The organism is Embleya sp. NPDC001921, assembly GCF_053594475.1.
Genome location: NZ_JBSFEO010000013.1, coordinates 130,204 through 149,740 on the forward strand (window position 1 = coordinate 130,204; position 19,537 = coordinate 149,740).

At 70.6% G+C, this 19,537-nt stretch carries 12 protein-coding genes; 7 read left to right on the plus strand and 5 right to left on the minus strand.

Annotated features, from left to right (window positions below; all coding sequences use genetic code 11):
• The first annotated feature begins 253 nt into the window (after positions 1–253).
• Positions 254–3,610 carry a DEAD/DEAH box helicase gene (locus tag ACWCPW_RS17705; RefSeq protein ID WP_449762476.1) on the plus strand — a complete coding sequence of 1,119 codons (3,357 nt, stop codon included), beginning with the start codon at positions 254–256 and terminating at the stop codon, positions 3,608–3,610.
• 197 nt (positions 3,611–3,807) lie between these two features.
• Here ACWCPW_RS17705 and ACWCPW_RS17710 read toward each other — a convergent pair whose 3' ends face one another.
• Positions 3,808–4,692 carry a thermonuclease family protein gene (locus ACWCPW_RS17710; protein WP_449762477.1) on the minus strand — a complete coding sequence of 295 codons (885 nt, stop codon included), beginning with the start codon at positions 4,690–4,692 and terminating at the stop codon, positions 3,808–3,810.
• A 128-nt stretch (positions 4,693–4,820) separates the two neighbouring features.
• On the opposite strand from ACWCPW_RS17710, the gene ACWCPW_RS17715 reads away from it, so the two are divergent.
• Positions 4,821–5,594, plus strand: coding sequence for a dienelactone hydrolase family protein (locus ACWCPW_RS17715; RefSeq protein ID WP_449762478.1), 774 nt, complete (start codon positions 4,821–4,823; stop codon positions 5,592–5,594).
• 1,397 nt (positions 5,595–6,991) lie between these two features.
• Complete coding sequence (locus ACWCPW_RS17720) at positions 6,992–7,909, plus strand: phytanoyl-CoA dioxygenase family protein (RefSeq protein WP_449762479.1); 918 nt, start codon at positions 6,992–6,994, stop codon at positions 7,907–7,909.
• Here ACWCPW_RS17720 and ACWCPW_RS17725 read toward each other — a convergent pair whose 3' ends face one another.
• Positions 7,910–8,662, minus strand: a complete 753-nt coding sequence (locus tag ACWCPW_RS17725) for an SDR family oxidoreductase (protein WP_449762480.1) — start codon at positions 8,660–8,662, stop codon at positions 7,910–7,912.
• Positions 8,663–9,013: 351 nt separating this feature from the next.
• On the opposite strand from ACWCPW_RS17725, the gene ACWCPW_RS17730 reads away from it, so the two are divergent.
• Positions 9,014–9,898 (plus strand): HEAT repeat domain-containing protein, encoded by an 885-nt coding sequence (locus ACWCPW_RS17730; protein WP_449762481.1) that lies wholly within the window; start codon positions 9,014–9,016, stop codon positions 9,896–9,898.
• Between the two features lie 374 nt (positions 9,899–10,272).
• Here the strand turns inward: ACWCPW_RS17730 and ACWCPW_RS17735 are convergent, their stop codons facing one another.
• Positions 10,273–11,319: an LLM class flavin-dependent oxidoreductase gene (locus ACWCPW_RS17735; protein ID WP_449762482.1), complete on the minus strand. Its 1,047-nt coding sequence runs from the start codon at positions 11,317–11,319 to the stop codon at positions 10,273–10,275.
• A 63-nt stretch (positions 11,320–11,382) separates the two neighbouring features.
• On the opposite strand from ACWCPW_RS17735, the gene ACWCPW_RS17740 reads away from it, so the two are divergent.
• From ACWCPW_RS17740 to ACWCPW_RS17750, 3 genes are all read left to right on the plus strand, one after another.
• Entirely contained in the window at positions 11,383–11,724 is a 342-nt protein-coding gene (locus ACWCPW_RS17740) for a hypothetical protein (RefSeq protein ID WP_449762483.1), read from the plus strand.
• Between the two features lie 635 nt (positions 11,725–12,359).
• Positions 12,360–13,325, plus strand: a complete 966-nt coding sequence (locus tag ACWCPW_RS17745) for a hypothetical protein (RefSeq protein WP_449762484.1) — start codon at positions 12,360–12,362, stop codon at positions 13,323–13,325.
• 48 nt (positions 13,326–13,373) lie between these two features.
• A complete protein-coding gene (locus ACWCPW_RS17750) occupies positions 13,374–17,129 on the plus strand; it encodes a hypothetical protein (RefSeq protein WP_449762485.1) in 3,756 nt (1,251 codons plus the stop codon).
• A 281-nt stretch (positions 17,130–17,410) separates the two neighbouring features.
• Here ACWCPW_RS17750 and ACWCPW_RS17755 read toward each other — a convergent pair whose 3' ends face one another.
• Together ACWCPW_RS17755 and ACWCPW_RS17760 are read right to left on the minus strand one after the other, a co-directional pair.
• A complete protein-coding gene (locus ACWCPW_RS17755; RefSeq protein ID WP_449762486.1) occupies positions 17,411–17,962 on the minus strand; it encodes a hypothetical protein in 552 nt (183 codons plus the stop codon).
• Complete coding sequence (locus ACWCPW_RS17760) at positions 17,959–19,527, minus strand: sensor histidine kinase (protein ID WP_449762487.1); 1,569 nt, start codon at positions 19,525–19,527, stop codon at positions 17,959–17,961. The genes ACWCPW_RS17755 and ACWCPW_RS17760 overlap by 4 nt, the downstream gene beginning before the upstream one ends.
• Positions 19,528–19,537: the final 10 nt, after the last annotated feature.

The following is a 19,537-nucleotide window of genomic DNA, read 5'->3' on the forward strand; positions in this document are numbered from 1 at the left end:
GACATCACTTACCGATGCGGGAGACGTCCAGCGATGCCCGGGCACCACGACCCGGGGGCAACAATGCCGGGCGCTGGTACCGGTGGACAACGGTTGGTGCGCCGCCCACCGGCCGGCGGACGCGGGGCCCGCTCCGGTCCGCGCAACGGCGCCGGTCCGCAGCCGAAAAGGCAAGGCCCTCCAGGAGTATCGCGAGCGGATCAGGGCCGCGGTCGCCTGCCCCTACTGTGACGCCGCGGTCGGGGATCCCTGCGTGGGCACCAACGGCGACCCCAGGGTGAGCAACCACAACGAGCGGCGCCACCTCGCGCTCCAGGCGGACGCCTCGTCGACCGCGACCACCGTGCCGGACGACTCGTCCGGCACGCCTCCCGAAGGCCCCGACGACGCGACCGACGGGGACTCGACCGTGGCGCGTGTGATCGAACGGCACTGGGGCGTCACGGTCGTGACGAGCGCACTGCCCGCGCGGATGCACGAACCGGGTTGGTACCACGAGGGCCCCGTCGAGTTCCGCTGCCCCCGGTGCACGAGTGTCACGCACACCCTCCGGAAGCCGTTCGTCGACACGAAGGGCGCCCTCAGGCGGTACATCGCCGTCGTCTGCCCGACGTGCCCCAGTGTGAGCACTCTGCAGGAATTGGGGATCGGCACACGTGACCTGACGAAACCGGCGAACCCCCCGACGGGGTTCCCTCCCCGCGTCGACCCCGCTCCCGGGTCGGGCGGGCCGGACGTGCGGCTGCCCGGGCCGCGCGGCGACCACGCCGGTGCCGCGCCCGTCGCCGCGCCCGTCGCCGCTCGCGGCGTACGCGTGCCGCAGCCCGCGACCCGCCGCCTGGACCGGCCGGGCGTGTGGCCCGCGGACCTGCCGTCGACCGCGCCCGCGGAAACGCGGCGACTGCACTGGTGCAAGGTCACCGATCCGCGATGGCGACTGCCCGCGCACGTCACCTCCGACGCCGACGTGCGCGTGATCGTCCCCGAAGGCGACGAGTACGAACCGCTGCGCGAACACCTGCGTGGGCGCGGCGCACAGTGTCGATCCGTGCCGTACTGGGTGGAAGCCGAAACGGTGAGCACCCTCGGCGACGACGGCACGCTCGGCGAGCCGGTCGCGCTCGCCCAACCCTCCCCGGTCTCCGCCGCGTTCGGCGGCGACCATCCGCCGGTGCTCGGTCCGGGCGCGCACGCGGCCCGCGACGTGTTCGAGGCTGCGTGGGAAGGCCTCGCACCCCAGGACCCCGACGGTGTGCCCGCCCCGATGCCGGTGGGCGAACTCGTGCCCGCCGCATGGACTGCGCTTCTGCCGCACCCCACGTTCAACCCGGCCCAGATCCAGGCCGTCCCCGCGGTCCTGGACGACGAGGTCGGCCACGTCCTGATCGTCGCGCCCACCGGGGCCGGCAAGACACCGATCGGCATGGTCGCCGCCCTGCACACCCACGAACGCGGACGCAAGGCCGTGTGGTTGGTCCCCCAGCGCTCGCTCACCGACGAACTCGACCGCGACCTGGAACCGTGGCGCCGACACGGACTGCGCGTCGCCCGCCTGTCCGGCGAGTACGCCACCGACGTCCGGGCCATCAGGGAGGCGGACGTGTGGGTGTCCACCACCGAGAAATTCGAGGCCGTCTGCCGCACCGCATCCCTGCGCGACGTCCTCGCCGAGGTCGGCTGCCTGATCGTCGACGAGATCCACCTCCTGGGGGATCCCGTCCGCGGCCCCATCCTCGAAGCCCTCCTGGCCCGCGTCCGCGAAGTCGCCGACCAGGTGCGCATCGTGGGCCTGTCGGCCACCGTCTCCAACGCCGACGAGATCGCCCGGTGGCTGGGCGCGACCCTGGTCAAGGTGACATGGCGGCCGACCCGACTCGTCTGGCAACTCCCGATGATCCCCCTCGCCGCCGACCGGTCCGCCCGACAACTGTCCAGAACCCGCGCCGCGACCCGCCTCACCGAGAGCGTCGCCCAGGACGGGGGCAGCGTCCTGGTGTTCTGCGGCAGCAAACGCAACGTCCGTGCCACCGCCCTGGCCATCGCCGCGAGCCGGGGCGAACGGACCACCGGCGTGGACGTCGACGACACCGACCGCGTCCACGACCTGTGCCGCAGAGCCGGCGTCGGCCTGCACTACCGCGACTGGCCCCACAAACGCGACGCCGAACGCGCCTTCCGCAACCGCGACATCGACGTACTCGTCGCCACCTCCACCGTCGCCGCCGGCGTCAACCTCCCCGCCCGCGCCGTCGTCGTCCGCGACACCCAGGTCGGCATGGACCGCATCGAAGTCTCCATGGTCCAACAGATGTTCGGACGGGCCGGCCGCGTCGGAGCCGGTGAGACCGAAGGATGGGCCTACCTCCTCACCGAGGAAACCGAACGCCCGGTCTGGCAGGCCCGCCTGGCCGCCGGCTACACCGTCCGCTCCCAAATCCGCAACAGCCTCCCCGACCAGGTCCTCGCGGAAGTGGTCCAAGAGCGCGTCCGCACCGTCCGCGAAGCCGACGCCTGGTGGGTGCAGACCCTCGCCCACCACCAAGGCGACGAAGACCCCGACCTCCTCGGCGACGCCCTCGACTTCCTCACCGACGCCGACTTCCTGCGACGAGAACCGGGGCCCCTCGGCGACGACGCCCTCACCGCCACCGACCTGGGCCGGCTCACCTGCCGCATGATGGTGGCCGCCACCGTCGCCGACCAACTACGCCGGGCCGTCGCCGCACTACCGGTCCCCGACGGGGCGGACGACGCGGAAGACCTCCTCATCGCCCTGGCCGCGTCCCTGCTGCCCGGACTCGAACAGGCCCCCACCAACGAACACGCCGAAATCGCCGTCCTGCGCGTCCTGCACGCCCGCGGTTTCGTCGACGACATCGGAGCATGGGCCCCGCCCCGCACCGGACTCGCCTCCAAACCCTCCCTCGAACCGGGAGACCTCGCCCGAGCCGCCCTCATGCTCGTCGCCGCCAGCCCCCACCTGTTCCGCCGAACCTCCCGCGTCGTCGCCGGCATCCCCACCGACAACCTGACACCCGTCCTGGACGAGGCCGAACGCTACCTCGCCTGGCTCGGCGCCCAGGGCACCTGCGCCACCCTTCACCCGTGGGCGGTCGTGGTCGCCGCCGACCTGGGCCGCCGCGTGCGATGGCGCTCCCTGGGCCCCGGCCGCGGAGCGGGCCGCCTGCTGTGGATGTGCGAACAGATGGCCACACCCCCGCACACCACCGAGGCCGTGCCGCGCATGTGGAAGGCCGCCACCGCCCGCGGCATCACCGCCCCCGACTGGCCGGCGGGCCGAGCCCCCGACGACTGCCGTCTCGAACCCGACCAGTACACGGCCCTGCTCAACGGCCGCACCACCCACACCGCACTCGAAGCCGCCCCGACTCGCGCCACCATCACCACCGCGCCCCCGGGCGCCGTCATCCACCTGTGGGACGGCGCCGCCTTCACCACCCACACCCACAGCGGCGACACCACGACACTCCCGTACCCGCACCCCCTCGACGACGACCCCTCCGCCGGACGACGCGGTACGGCCGCCTTCACCCGGCGCGGCGACCACCTCGGAACCGGGTGGCTGATCGCCTACCGCGCGGCCACCTGACCCGATCGCCCTCGCGGCGGCTCGTACGCGGATGAACCATTCCGTCCGGGTGCGGCGAACCACGCCGCACCAACCCACGGTCGGTAGCCGCCCGCTTGATGCCCACCTCTCCCATGGACACCCGTTACCCGGGCACCCGTTACCGAGTCGGGTCACGAGCGGACCCGCCGGGGCCGCGAGCCCCGACGGGTTCCTGCTCATTTCTCCGTGAAGATGATCTCCCTGGCCGGGCGGGTCATCTTCACGGTGTTGTCGGCGGTGACCTCGACGATGTGGTGCAGGCCTCTGTGGAGCTTCTCGGGCTCCGAGAGGAGGCGGTACTCGTCGTCCGCGGCCCCGGCCAGGAAGGCGCGGAAGCAGGCCAGTGACGAGTCGGTGCCCTTGAAGTCCAGGTAGTCCTTCAAGCGGCGGAACAGCTTCGGGAGGATCACCGCGCCGGTCGTATCGTCCGTGAGCGATGTCATTCCGGTGATCTGCGCCCCGTCGAGGGTCTTGTCGACCTTCCACACGCCCTTCGCGGACGCCCTCGCCTTCTCCGAGGCGTCGGTGAGGAGTTCGCGCAGGTACACGGGCAGGCCGGAGTAGAAGGTCGGGTAGGCCAGGCCGAGCAGGAGCAGGCGGTGGTTGGCGGTCCGCTTCAGCAGGTCGTCGTCGACGCCGGTCCAGTAGCCGCTGTATACCGGCGGGGTGCCCTTGCCGACGAAGGCCACGCAGCGGCCGAAGGTGTCGGCGCCCCGGGTGAGGATCCAGCCGGGAACGATGTCCGGCGTGGTGGCGACGGTCTCGTCGTCGTCCCGGAGAACGGTGTCGAAGCCGAGGAACTTCAGCAGCTCGTCCGCGGCCTCGTGGGCGAGACCCAGCGGCTGATGCTCCACGTGCGGCTTCTCGCCGTAGTGGGTCTCCAAGGCGTCGATTCCTTCGAGCCGGATGCTCGCGCGGCCGTCGGCCTTCGGCACGACCTGCCCGTCCCCGGGCACGAGCTTCCAGTCGGCCACGTTGTCCGGGATGAAGGGGAGGGTGTCGCCATCCGGTTTGGCGCCCCCTTCCACCTTGAACTTTCCCCTGATCAGCAGCATGGGCATGGCGGCTCCCGGTATCACGTTAGGTTGTGGTTAGTTACACACAGTACACATCCGGGTGTCATGGGAGAGGATGGAGCGTGTGTCACCGAGAAGACGGTCGTGTGCCCGTTCCTGCGAATGCCGGGAACGTGATCGCACACGGGCCCGTCGAACTGTCCGCGGTGCGGGCCTATGCGGCGCTTCCCGAGGTGCCGAGCGGCCGCGGCGTGGTTGTCCTGCCGGACGTGCGTGGCCTGCACCCTTTCTACGAGGATCTCGTCCGGCGATTGGGCCAGACGGGTTTCACGGCGATGGCCATCGACTACTACGGAAGGACTGCCGACAGCACCGGTTCGTCGTTCGACTGGCGTGATCACCTGCCCCGGGTACGCCCCGAGCATGTCGAAGCCGATGTGGCCGAAGCGATGCGGTCGTTCTCCGGGCAGGTCTTCACTCTGGGGTTCTGTTTCGGCGGTGGACACTCGTGGCGGCTGGCTGCCAGTGGTCTCGATCTCGCCGGGGCGATCGGCTTCTATGGCCTGCCCGAGCTGGTCGAGCCGGTGGTTTCCGACATTTCCAGGCCGCTGCTGATGCTGTTGGCCGGTGAGGACCAGGAGACTTCCCGCAGCCGGTACGACCACCTGATGGCACGCCTGGACGAGTGTGCCAAGCCATACCGGGCCCATGTCTACGAGGGGGCTCCGCACTCGTTCTTCGACCGGTCGCTGCCGGGTTGGCAGGACGTGTGCGAGGACGCGTGGGAACGGCTGTTGGCCTTCACCCGCTCAGTGGACGGCGTTGGCGAACACGGCCTGGACCCTCGCGCCGCGCGCGACGTTGATGGGCAGGGTCCGGTGGACTCGGGAGGTGTAGCCGGCGATGTGCCCGTCCGCGACATGGACACCCAGGTCACGGACGAGTGAGCCGCCCGTCGTGGTGACGGGACATGCGGCGACGTACTCCTGGACGAGCCAGCCGGGATGGGCCCGCAGAAGGTCGGCCCATTCCCGTATCGAGTGTTGCCGTCCGATGTAGACGCTTTTCCCCATGGAGGAGAACGGGGCCTTGATCACCAGGTCGCCTCGGGACGAGCGTGCCTCGGTGACGTCGATGCCGTCGCCGAGCTTGCGGCTGAAGGGGACCAGGGCTCTCAGCGCCCGATGCTCCGTGTCGCTGAAGAGGTCTCGGAACCGGGGGTCGGACAGTACAGCGAGACTCAGCTTGTTGTCCACGAGCCAACGCTGGGCGAAGGAGTTGGGGATCACGAGACGGCCGGAGACCACATCGCCGCAGAACTGCCCCCACTCCCGGATGTCTTCGGCCAGACGGTGTGGGTGGCACCGGAGGTAGCCGAGCCGGATTCCGTCGGCACGACGCAACATCGAAGGGGTCGTCATGACCACGCCCAGCCCCGCTGCCCGGGCCTGCCGCCGCAACTCGTGCAGCTCGGCGAACTCCTGGTCGCCCATGGCCTCGGCGGGCGGATGCAGCAGGGCGATTCGACGCAGTTGGTCGGCGGGCAGCGAGCGTTCGTCCCCCAGTGCCAGGATCCGGTTCAGCGGCCAGCCCTTTTCTTCGAAGGGGAAGACGGCCGTACCCCATTCGGCGAGGACTTCCCCGATGCCGGGTGCCTGTCGCCATGCACGGTTGACCGCCCCGACGAAGACCCCGCCGGGGTTGGAGTTGACCTCCAGGACACGCACCCGCCCCGCGCTCGTGCCCTGCAGGTCGAGGCGGCAGGAATCGATGCGCTGGTGAGCGGGCGCATCGTCGCGCAGCACCCACGCGCGCACGGAGTCGGGGGCGTCGAGAAACGCCCGCAGGTGCGGATCGCTCCGGTAGCGTGCGATGACGCGTTCCAGGCCGGCGCACAACTCCAGGACGTCGTCGCCCAGTTGCCGCTCGGCGTCCGGGTTCAGGGCGACGATGCCGGGCAGCACGGGACCGGCGGGGACGTCCACCCTTCGGAGAACCTCCCGATGGGCACGGCGCATCCGTGCCGCCCAGCGCTGCCCGGCCTCCGAACCGGGGGACAGATCCCGCTCCGGGTCGAACAATGCGGTCTCCGGCCTCGGCGGATCAGGCGCGCACATCCGATTACCCACGACAGGCACGCTACGGGCAATGCCCGGCGCCGGCACTTCCGGAAAGGAAGCACCGACCTCGATGACGCACGTTCTCATCCACGAGTCCCACCCCGGATCGAGCCGGGGAACGACGAGGAGCACCGGCCGTGGCACCCGAACAGCCCTCGGAGCCGGCGGCCACCCGCGACTCATTGGAAGCTGTTGGATCAGGGGACCGGAGATCGAGCCTCGAGGTGGGACCGTTGAGCCAGCTCTCCCAGGAGGAGCAAGACCTCCTGCCGTCCGCGGCGGATGTCGAGCACTACCGCAACCGCGGCTGGTATCTGTCCGAACCGCTACTGGACGACGAAGAGATCGACCGTGTCGGCGCGGCCGTCGAACGCTTCTACGCCGGCCACCGGGACCGCAGGTTGCCCGTGCGGCTCCCTTCCTCGTCCTACTGGACGGCGGCCGACGGGGACGCGGTGCAACGGCACAACGACTACATCTGCTACGAGAGCGACGAGATCCGCCGGATCCTGTGCAAGCCACTCATCGCGGCGGTCGCCGCTCGCCTGGCCGCAACCACCCAGATCCGCCTGTGGAGCAGCACACTGATCCTCAAACCCCCCAACCCCGACAACCCGACCGGCGTCGTGCCCTGGCACACGGACCGCCACCACTGGCAGACGTGCACCTCCGACGAACTGATGACCGCGTTCATCCCCTTGCACGACTGCGGGGAGGACTACGGCACGCTCACCGTCGTCGACGGCAGTCACCGCTGGCGGGAACTTCCGCCGGCTCCCACGGACGATGTGACCCTGCACTTCGCCGACCGGCCCGCCCGGATCCTGGACGAAGCTCTCGAAGCGACCGCCCGCTTCAACCGGGCCGAGATTCGCGAAGTCCGACTCGCCATCCCCAAGGGGCGGGTCAGCTTCCACCACTGCCGCACCTACCACGGCAGCAGCGCGAACCGGATGCGCCACCCGCGCCGGGTCGTCACCGTCCGCTTCCAGGACGCCTCGAACCGGTGGCGCGATGTCCGCAAACGCGACGGCAGCCGCGTCGTCTACAGCCACGACACCCTGGTCCGCAAGACCATCGAGGGCACTCCGGACTACACGGATCCCGAGTACTGCCCGGTGCTCTGGCAGGAGAACACGTGATCACAGCGCCCTGGCGGCACCGCCGTCGATCGGGATGAGAGCCCCCGAGACGTAGGACGCCGCAGGCGAAAGCACGAACGCGGCCACCCGCGCGAACTCCTCGGGCGTGCCATCCCGGCCCAGCGGAATGCGCGTTCGAACCCGCTCCGTCGTACCGGCCTTCTCGGCGTCCAGATCCCGCAGACCCTCGGTCGCCATGCGCCCAGGGAGCAGACCGTTGACCCGGATGCCCTTCGGGCCCACTTCGTCGGCCAGGACCTTGGCGGCCATGGCCAGCCCCGGCCGCAACCCGGACGAAACCGCCAGCCACGGAATGGGGCCGCGGGCGGCCGTCGACAGCACGAACGCGATCGACCCACCCGGCCCGGCGCACCCGGCCACTTCCCGAGCGAGCCGCAGGGCACCGAGGAATACGCCCTCGAACCCGACCCGCCAATCCTCATCGGTCACCTCGCCGAGAGTTCCCGACCGCGGAGAGGGACCGCTCAGCAATGCTCCGTCGATCCGTCCGAAGGCCGCTACCGCCGCCTCGACCAAACGGCCGGGAGTCTTCGGATCGGCGTTGTCGGCGCCCACGCCCACCACGCTCGCGGCGCCTCCCAGGCGCAGCGCGGCGGTCCGCGCGGCACCGGCGTCACGGCCGGAGATCACCACCCGGGCGCCCTCGGCGACCAATACCGTCGCGGCGGCCAACCCCAAGCCCCGGCTCGCGCCGGTCACCAGGTACACGCGAGCACGCAACCCAAGATCCACAAGAAAACCTTTACACAAGGAACCCGACGCGGGCCGTCACGGCTCGTCGCGTGTCCCGCATTGCCCCGCCTTGGAGAAATGCGTCCGTCCGACTGCCCCCGTTCGGAGCAGGACCTCATGCAGGCGGATTCCTGCTGCCCGACAGCCGGTGGACGCTTGCCGCCACCGGCCCCGGCTCGTGTCCATGCGAACGAGCGGCAGTCCTTCGCCCGGCACATCGCTTCGGTCGCCAGTACCGGTACGCCGCCCCGGAACCGACTTCCGCGGGCCGCCGCTTGACGGGACACTGGCGGGGCCGGTCCGTGTGCCCTGTGCCGTGCCCTTGCCTGCCGAAAGCGCGGTGGATGTGCGATGTACGTGATACCCGACGGGATCGACGACCTCATCGTGTCGTTCCTGGCCGGCGACACCAGGGCCGGCGACAGGTTGGTGGCCGCCGGACCGGTGAGCCTGCGTCGTCTGATCGGTGCACTGGCGGGTCGGGTCGACCTGGGCCGGGACGCCCCGGGGGCGACGGGGGAACGCTGCGGCCGGGAGGAGTTCGAGCGCCTCGACCGATTGGAGGGGCTCCTGGTCCGCGCATTTCCCGAGACCCTGTTCGAGGTGGTGGCGCACGACCGCACACTCGAATCGGCGGTCATGCGGATGCTCAAGAGCGTCGAGGATCCCCGCGCGGTGCCGATTCTCGAACGCGGCCTGCGTCCCGGTAGCGGAGCGCGCTGGTCGGCCCTGTGCGGTCTGGCCGTGCACGGCACCGCCGATCACACGGAGGCGGTTGTCGACTGCCTGGACGACGCGAGCGAACTGACGCGGTCCGAAGCGTTCGACGTACTCGGGCGACTGGGGGACGTCCGCGCGGTCGGACCCTTGCTGCGCAGGCTGAGCGCCGACGATGGTCACACGGCAAGACGCGCCTCGGAGGCGCTGGACCGCATCGAGCGACGCATCGGCGGACCGCTGGCGCCGCCGGTCTGGCTCGAGTTGGGGCCGCGGGAGCTCACCATGGGGGGTGCGGCGCCGTTCGGCGGACCGTGGCGTGTGATGGAGGGCTTGGTGGGGCGCGGGCGGACTGTCCGCGACGGTGACTTGCTGGCGGTCCTGGAGAACGACTACGCCTCGACCGAGCTCACAGCTCCCGGGCCCGGCACGGTCACGGACGTTCGGATCGCGGTGGGCGACGAAGTGTCCGACGAGGTCGTGGCCGTCGTTCTCCAGGCCCGGCGCCGCATTGGGTAGCGACCCGCCGGTACTTCCATCGCCGAGAAGCCCGGGCGCGAGTTGCGGACGCCCGGTTGCCCTCGCGGGGGGCGAGCGCGAAGGAGCCGCCTGCCAACCCGTGTTGAGCATCCCACCGCGTGGTGGTCGGGCGCAGGAGTTCCGCGTGCTGCTCCGATCGCGACTGCGGGGGAGGGCTCACGAGGTCGGGCGCCCATGGGGGCACGAGTGGGGTGACATGGGGCCACGAAGCCCTTCAAGGCTTCGTTCCCCGATTCGTCGACGATCGTTCCCCAACGGTCGAGGGGCGGGCACGCACAGGCAGCCTGCCCGCCACCTCGGCGAACAGCCCAAGTGGCCCGCCGGACGATCCGACGGGCGTCCTTCGCCGAGTGTCAGGCCAGCAGCCGTGCGAACTCGGCCATTTCGGTCTCCGGGTCCACTACGGGCTGGATCACCAACTCGTCGACTCCCGACTTCTCCAGCTCGTCGATCCGCTCGGTGACCTCGTCCCTGGTACCGACCAGGCCGAATTTGTCCACCAGGGAGGGCACGATGAGCTCGCGGTCCTCGGGGGACAGGCGACCCAGGTAGTTGTGGTAGAGCACCTGGTGAAGCTTGGGATCGGTGGGGGTGGTGCCGCGCAACCGGAGCAGACGGTCGACAGCCGCGGCCTCTTCCGGAGGGAGGGCCGCGCGGAAGGCGGGGTTCTCCGCGCCGAGGATCAGTGCGCTCAGGGCGATGTGCCCCATCGAGTCCTTGACCGGATCGCCGTAGCGGTCCTCGCCGTCGGCGAGGACATGCAGGGAGGACATGAGATACGAACGGGTCTGCTCGGCGCTGCCCGCGTCCCGCGCCGCCGCCCGCCGGGTCCGGCCGAGGGCGGACCAGGCCGCGGGGTCGTGCATCCCGTAGGAGATCATTCCCGCGCCGAGCCGGCCGGCGACCGCGGCAGCCTTCGGGCCGAACGCGGCCACGACGAACTCCACCGGAGCCTCGGTGTCGACGTACGGCCCGACGTGCAGGAATCGCACCCTGCTGGACCGGGTCCCCTCGCGGTAGTCCGACTCGCGGCCGGCGGTGAGATCCTGCAGGGCGGCCGTGAACGACTCCAGCTCCGCGATCTTCGTGGGTCGCATGCCGAGCGTACGGCGCGCCGTGTTGCCGGTGCCGACCCCGCAGACGATGCGGCCGGGGGCGAGGGCGTTGAGGCTGCCGACGGCCGCCGCCGCGGCGGGCGCGGAACGCAGCGCGGGTGAGGTGACACCGATACCGAGCCTGATCCGGTGGGTGGACTTGGCGCAGAGTGCGAGACTCACGAACGGGTCGCCGTGGATCATCGGCGTGTCGTACACCCAGAAGCTGTCGAAGCCGAGTTCCTCCGCGCGGGCGGCCAGGTGTTCCACACCCGGCCCTGCTGTCATGACGATGCCGGTCCGCATGGCGACTCTCCTCGCCGTCGAGTGAGGTGGCTGAACCACTCCGCTTGCAGTTCGCTGTCGTCCATGGCCAAGATCGTGCTCCCCAGTGCGGCGGCGGGCCTGCCACAGTGGTTTCGGGATCAGAAAAGTGCCGCGCGAACACGGGGGCATCGCGCGGAGGACTCGCGGGTGGCGCAACAACCGGCCGCCGGCGGGGAGGCGTTGAGTCGGCTGATCATCATCGGCGAAACGGTCGACGGGGTGTTGACCGAGTCCGGGGGTGGACGACAAACGTGGCCTTCCCGTCCCGGTTCGTTTCCACACCTCGGGCGCCCGGGTGTTCCCCTCGCGCCCGCCGACCTCGGGGAGTGTCGAGGGTTCTTCGCGGTCGCGCCGCCGCTTTTGTTCGACAATATTTCAGTCTGACGGTGTTTCAGAGGGGTCTGCCACCCATCCATGAACCCCGAACAGCCGTGTTCTGCCAGGGCCTCGTGATGTCCGACGATCGGATCGCCCGGCAGGCCGGGACTGAAGCTCCAGCCGTGGCCGGTCCGACAGTAGTCCCCTTGTGACGGCAAGTGCCGTGAGATGGACGCGAGTTGTGGGACCGGTAGTGTCCCTATGCCCACCATGCCCGCCATGCCCGCCATGCCCGCCATTGCCGAGATCAACGCCGCCCCCGGCGCTCCTGGCCCGACCGTGATCCACACGGCACGTGCGGATGCCTGCCGACCGGAGCGGTCGTGCCGCTCGGCTTGTCGGTTCAGAGGGGCCCACGGTGCCCGCGGGACCGTCGGTGTGGGGGCGGTGGGTCCACGAGTGAGCGAGCCCAAGCTCAGCCGCGAAGACTTCGACGCCCGTCTTGCCGGCGACCCCTGCGTTGCGGCCGCCCCAGGCGACCGCCCAGGAGGCCGCCCAGGCGACTGGCGACCGCTCCAGGACGCTATCGGTCGCCGATGGCGCGTGGTCGCCCGTACAGGTGCAGGGCCTGGACTTTCGGAATAGTCCAGGGGTGGCCGGGCATGGGGAGGCGTCACGCGACTTGGTCAGGGAGCTGTCATATGAGCGACATCGAGGACGCCGCCTCATTTCGTAGCACCGTCAAGGATCCGAACGAGATCGCGGCACTGTACTTCTACCAGCAGCTCGACTGCCTGTTCGATCTCGCCACCCGGGTGTCGCACGACTTCTTCGAACGGCCACACCTGTACGTCAGAATTGGCACGTCGGGCCGGACACCGACGCTGGCCGAGGACATCGCGGGGTTGCGCACGCGCCTGGGGTCCGACCCGGATTACCTGTCGAAGGTGCAGCGGGATACGGTCCACCGGTCACTGTTCGGCTCGGTCGACGGGATCCCGGGAGCCGGCGAACCCTGGGCCGGCGACGGCGACTTCTTCCGCCTGCGCGACGCCCTCCTCGACGCCTCCGCGGCGTTCGCGGAGCGTGTGTTCAACGAAGGCGTCAAGATGCTGCGGGAGCGGGTGCGCAGTGCCCACCGGCCGTTCGGCAAGTACTTGTCGGGCTTGCACGGCGCGTCGGTCCAGTTCAGCGCGCAAAGCCTGGGCAACCTCGCCGGGGTCGCGCACGACGTGCTCCGGGACGCAGGTGTGGCCGCGGTCTTCGGCATCGACAAGGCCCCGGACCCCGACTGGCCGTATGCCGAGGACGCGAACGCCGACAAACTGGTCGAAGCGGTGTCGACGCAGCTGCGTGGGGGCGACTACGGCAAGGAGGCCGTGATCTCGCGCGAGCGGATCAGCAATCGTCAGCGCGTCGCGTTGCGCGGTGCCGAGGCGTTGGCGGCGATCGTCACCTTCAAGAGCGGCGACAACGACACCAAGCTCAGCGAACTGATCACCAAGTGCTACACCTGGCGAGCCGCCTTGCAGTCACTGGAGGGTGGCGGCCCGGCGCGTTCCGCGACGCCTTCCGGCGACGGGGTGGCCGGCAGGGTGTCGGTGGGGGACGCCGCGCTGGACCGGGTCGGCCGCGTCCTGGACCGCGCCGTACGCCCGGCGGAGTGACGACCGGTGCACCGGCCCGCACGTCGGCCTGAATCGGGGTGAACACACATGGCCAAGCGCATCACCGACCTGATCAGAAGTGAATTCGCCGGCCGCGACGTCCACGCGGTACTCGACGAACCGCCAGGCGCCCTCCTCGGAGTGAGTGCGGCAGCCTCCGAGGTGCTCGCCGAGTTCGGCATCGCCACCGTGTTCGATCTCTCCGGCTCGCGGACCTTCGCGGACGCCGGCGCAGTGCTCGCCGCGGGGACCGACCCGGGCAGTACCGCCGCACGGTTCGGCGCGGTGCCGGGAGACACCCTCACCACCGCGGCGGCGACGGTTCCGGTCGATCAGTTGCCCTTCCAGCCCATCGCGCTCCTGGCGAGCACCAACGGGAACGCCGAACGGCTCGGTTCGGCCCTCGACGTCGTCACCATCCGCGATCTCGCGTTGTGGCCGCCCTATATCGCCGCGAAGGAGATCCTGCGGCAGGCCTTCTTCCCCGAGGCGGTCGGCGGTCCCGAGCTCGACGAGTCCCCCTCCGACCTGGTGCCGGGTTCCGGCGAGTACCCCACGGAACGCGTGTTCTACCGGACGCTCGTCCTCGACGAACTCGGCGAGGACCCCGCGTCGCTCACGCCGCTGGGGACCGCCGGGCCGATCGACATCGCGCCGGTGGCCGACTCCGACTTCGGCTTCACCCGGCCGGGTGTCGGCGCGTTGCTGACGTACGCGCAATCGTGGTTCGCGCAGGGCGTCGCCCTCGGGCAACTGCTGCACAGCATCGCGCTCGCGCCCGGGGAGAGCACCCGGATCGCGATGCTGGACTGGTCCCGGCGCACCAAGGCGTCCGCGACCGAGGCCATTTCCGAGACGGAGTCCCTGCTGAACAGCATGGAGCACAGCAGGGCCATGAGCGAGGTGCAGAACGCGGTCGCGCGTGAGGCGCAGTCGGGCTTTTCGCGCAGCCACAGCGAAAGCGTCGCCAAGCAGTTCGGGGGCTCGGGCGGGCTCGGCCTGGGCCCGCTCACGATCGGCGCGTCCGGGTCGCGGGCCAGGACGACGACGGACGCGACGGGTTTCTCGGCCTCGTCCGGCGTACGCGAACTCGAGGCGTCCATGGCGCAGAACGTCATGGACAGCACGCAGCAGAGCGCGAACGCCGTGCGCAACAGGCGGGCCTCCATCGTCCGGGAGGTCTCGCAGTCGGAGCACGAAGCGGTGAGCACCCGTGTGGTGGCGAACTACAACCACATGCACGCGTTGTCCGTGCAGTACTACGAGGTCATCCAGATCTACCGGGTCGCGGTGCAGCTGACCAAGGCCGAACGCTGCCTGTTCGTGCCGATGAAGCTGGTCGACTTCACGAACCAGGACGTCGTCGCGAAGTTCCGCGCGGTACTTGCCGCAGCGGCTCTGGACGAGCGGGCACACAAGCTGCTGACCACCGAGTACGGCGTCGTCGCGGTAGAGCCGACCACCGTGCCCGGGGACATCATCGTGATGCATCCCGGGTATCCCGTGCTGCCGGCCCGTCCCGTATTCGTACCCGGCGGGTCGCACAACCTGCCGTCGACTCCGACTCCGACTCCGACTCCGACTCCGACTCCGGCCCCGGCCCCGGACGACGACCGGCCGGGCAGGACGGGGGACTCCAGCGAACCCGCAAAGTCGCGTGCCCCGGCCACAAGACCGGTCGCGATGGCACCGGCCCCTGGTGAGACGGTTGCGGTCGGAACGGTCGCGGGGGCGTCCGGAGCCGCGGCGGCGGGCGCGACCGGGTGGCAGCAGGCCCAGTTGGAGTACGCGGGCGACGTGACGCACAAGGCGGTGGTACGCCCGCTGGACGACGCGGTGCATCTCTCCGACGACGTCGAGTTGGTCGGACTGTCCCTGCAGGGCGCGACGACCGTCCACATGACGGTGGAGCGGCGCAACGGCTCCGCCGTACCGTTGGGGCCTCTCACGACGCAGGGGGTGTTTCTGCGGCAACCGGAGGCCTTGCTGGACCTCGCCGCGATCTCGGTGGCCACGTCCATCGATTCCCCGGGGACCGCGGCGTTGCGGCTCTCCTTGGTGTCCTATGGGCGTCACTTCCCGCTGGATGTGCCCGTCCACCTGACCGCCGCTGCCGGTGTCGCGCAGACCGTGGTGACGTTCTCGGGACAGCGGGCCGGTGCGGAGGTCCTGGCACACCTCGAGGCCAACCGGCTGCACTACAGCCAGGCGGTCTTCCAGGCGCTGGACTCGGCCTCGCTGGCCCTGCTGTTGTCACCGTACGAATTCGAGGGCCGACCCGTCGGGGAGCTCGTCGACCCGCTGCCCGTCACGGTCGCGGGCAACTACCTCGTCTTCCGCATGCACGACGAGGCCACCGACTCCGAGGGTGAACCGACGACATGGGGGCGGTGGTTGCGCGACCACGGCGTGGACCTGCGCCAGGCGACCCAGGAACTCGTCCCGCTGCCGAGCGGCGGAGTGTTCGCCGAGGCGGTGCTCGGTCGCTACAACTGCGCGGAGAAGCTCGACATCACCCGCTTCTGGAACTGGCAGGACTCTCCCACCCCTCTGTCGGCGCCCGAAATCGCCGCCACCCAACTGCAGTCCCGCGCGGAGACCGAGGAACTCACGCCAGGCACCTTGAGCCAGCCGCTGGTCAACATCGTCAACCCGACTCCGCTGCCCGACCCGGCCGGCGTACAGGCGGCGTTGACCGCGCTTGCCGGCGCCAACATGTTCCGCGACATGAGCGGCCTCGCGGCGACCGGCGCACTCGCCGGCGCCGGCCTGGAAACGGCGGGACGCGGTGCGGCGGAGGCGGGTGCACGGGCGGGGGAGGCCATGAAGATCGCGGCGCAGAAGGAGATCGAACTCGCGCGCATCGCCGCCGCGGCGGCGGCAGCCGGAGCCGGCGCCCCCGGCGCGGTCCCCGGAGCCGGCGCGGGCAGGAACATCTCGACCGCCGGGGCGGCGATCAATCACGGACGCAGCCTCGACGACCGCGGCGTGGGTGATTCCGGCGCCCCGACCGGAGGGGAGTCGGCGCCGGCGCCGGGTGCGCCGAGTAGCGCGCCGGCGAAGAAAGGGCCGATCCGACTGCCGGAGATCGTCATCACGGCGGACCCGCCTCGGAAGCCGAAGCGCAAATCGCGTGAGGCCGAGGCGTTCGACCACGTCACCGGGATCGACCGGCCGGAACCGGCACCCCCCGCGGAGCCGCTGCCGGAGCCGCCCGACGCATCAGAGATCGGCGGGATGAGTCCCTACGAACTCGAGCATTACATCGGCGAGTTCCTGCTCGGCACGCACGTCATCGGCGACTTGGCCGAGGCCGTCCACATCCTCGGTGAAATCGCCAACGTGCTGCACGAGTCGCAGATCTTCAAGGCCCTCGGGATCGTCGGCGCCGCCGGCAGCGTCATCTCGATCTTCGGAATCGCCTGGGACATCCTGGTGGCGCTGGGCACCGGCGAGAACATCGCCTTCACCAAAGGCAAGTGCTACGGCCTCATCTACGAAGCCCTCGAACTACCCGATCAGGACTGGCCGTTCGACTGGGGGACCGAAAGCGAATGGCAGCTTCAACGCGAAGCCTGGTACGAGGGCCTCAAGGCCGGCCGCGAAGCGGCCCGCGACGTCGGCGTCCGCAACCACATTCTGCTCGTCATCGCGGCCTACGGTCACAAGTACGGCGCTCAGGCCCCCTTCTACGTGGTCAACGGGATGTGGCGAAAGGCCCGCGAACACCTCCCGTACGGCGAGCGCACATCCGAGTGGACCAACTGGCCCACCCCCAATCCCATCGTCCCGCCCGAGCGATGACGGTCTCGGCCCCGGAAATCGAGGTCCGGTGTCGATGGTGGCGGCGCGGCGCGGTGCGAAGGGGCGATGACAGCCAGGTTCGACAAGCTCGACGACGAGGGCGTTCCGCCCGCCCTCACCGGACTGATCGGCGGCTTCCACAACTGGGAGCCGGTGCGCTCGCCGGGATCGAGCGGATCGGCGGATACCTGGCCGGCGCCGCGGAGCCGTCCGCCGGGCGGGACGCCTGCCGTGCAGGAGCCGCCACCCGATGGGGATCTCAGACCCTTGGTCCGAGAGTCTCAGCCGGAAAAGCTCCCCGGGGAGCGGGCCCCTTCGGGTAGGGCGTAGTAGCCGGCGACGTTGCAGTGCAAAGGGCCCCACACGCCCGGCTTGCCGAGTTCGCGGAAGTCGATGTCGACGTCGGCGACGGGTCGACCGCCCGGAACGCGGGCGTTGGCCGCGGTGCAGGTGAGTTGGTGGATCCCCTCCACGGGCACTTGGCCCGCGTCGAGGGGCAGCGTGAACGTGACCCTGCCGTCCCCGGTGTCGACGCCGACCCGGCCGGCCACGTCCGCCAGGGCGGTCGAGAAGCCCTGCCGCCGTTCGGTGTCGGTCGGTCCCTTCAGGAGCAGTGCGACCGCTTGGCCGGGGTCGAGGGACGTGTCGGTGGGTCGGGACACCGCTTGGACACCGTAGGAAGACACGAAGAACAGACGAGCCCGGTCGGGCACGGTGCCGACCTGGGGAACGCCGCTGGCCGGGGGGCCGACTCCGTGTGGCTTCGTGGTGGAGATGCCGCATCCGGCGACAAGGGAGGCCGCGACGGCGATCACGGCGGTGGCGAGCTTCACTGGTCCTCCGTACGTCGGTGTCCGACCTCGCCCGACGACGCGGGCTCGCCGTCGTGATCGGTTTCGTGTGCGCCGATGTCGTCGAGGTGTCGGGGGTCCGGCACGGCGGCCGGCGGCACGAGTGGGAGTTCGATGGTGAACACGGTGCCCTCGGCGGCGTCGGCCGCTCGTAGGGTGCCGCCGTGCAGGTGGATGTTCTCGCGGGCGATGGCAAGTCCCAGGCCGCTGCCCTCGGATCGGGTCCGGGCCGAGTCGGCTTTGTAGAAGCGGTCGAAGATGTGCGGGAGCACGGCCGGATCCAGTCCGGGACCACGGTCGACGACGTCGATGGCGACCAGGTCGTCGGCGCGGCGCAGGACGACGCGCACGGGGCTGCCGCCGTGGCGCAGTGCGTTGCCGACCAGGTTGGCGAGGGCGACGTCGAAGCGCCGTGGGTCGAGGACGACGCGGATACCGTCGGGGAGTTCGGTCTCCACCCGGTCGGTCCAGCCGCGGGCCCGCAGGGTCCGGCGTACCGCGGTGGCGACGTCGACCTCGTCGGTGTGCAGGATCGCGGCCCCGGCGTCGAAGCGGGAGATCTCCATCAGGTCCTCGACCATGCGGGCGAGTTTGCGGGTCTCCTCGGCCACCAGCCGAAGCGCTTCGGAGATGTCGGGGTCCAGATGGTCGGTGTCCTCGTCGAGGACCTCGGTCACGGCGACCATCGCCGCGAGCGGGGTGCGCAGTTCGTGGGAGACGTCGGCCGCGAACCTGCGGGCGCCGGCCTCCAGGCGGCGCCGTTCGGCGGCGTCGCGTTCGATGGTGTCGGCCATGGTGTTGAACGTCGCGGTCAGGTCCGCGAGTTCGCCGGTGCCGCGGACGGGGATGCGGGTGTCGAGCTCGCCCTCGGTGATGCGGTGGGCGCCCGCGCGCAGCCGGCGCACCGGACGAAGGACGTGCGCTGCGGCGATGAGCGCCGGGACGAGGGCGAGTCCGACGGCGGGGATCGCGCCGTAGCGGGCCGCGGTGACCAGGGCGCGGATGTCGGCCTGTTCGCCGCGCAGGGACATTTCGGCGTACACCACGATCCGGGTGGGGGTGTCGTCCCGCCCCGCGTGCAGGATCGGCATCCCGACGACCAGCCGCGGGCCGTCGGCCCCCGCCACGCGTTGGGCCACCGCGCCGTTCTGCCGCAACACCGCGGATCGCAGTGCCGCGGTGACCGCGCCGGGGGTGCCGGGCGGCTGGGCGGGGATGAGTGGGCCGTCCTGGTACGAGACGTGCGTGCGCCAGTCGCGCGGGGTGCCCGCGCGGTCGAGCAGGACGGTCAACTCCAGCAGGTTCTCGGTGCTGGGCGGATACGGCAGGTCGGGCGCGCGCGAGTCGAGTTGGGCGCGCAGTTCGTCGGTCGCGGCGTTTTGGGTGCGGTCCAGGATCGCGTCGCGGGCCCGGTCGAACGTCAGCGCGGAGGTGGTCAGGGCGCTGAACGCGGCGACCAGGAGGAAGGCGACGATCAGCCGAGGGCGCAGCCCGCGCAACGACAGCCGGCGTCCGAGCGGTTCCGGCGACCGGGTCGTGGCACGCACACCGGGCTCG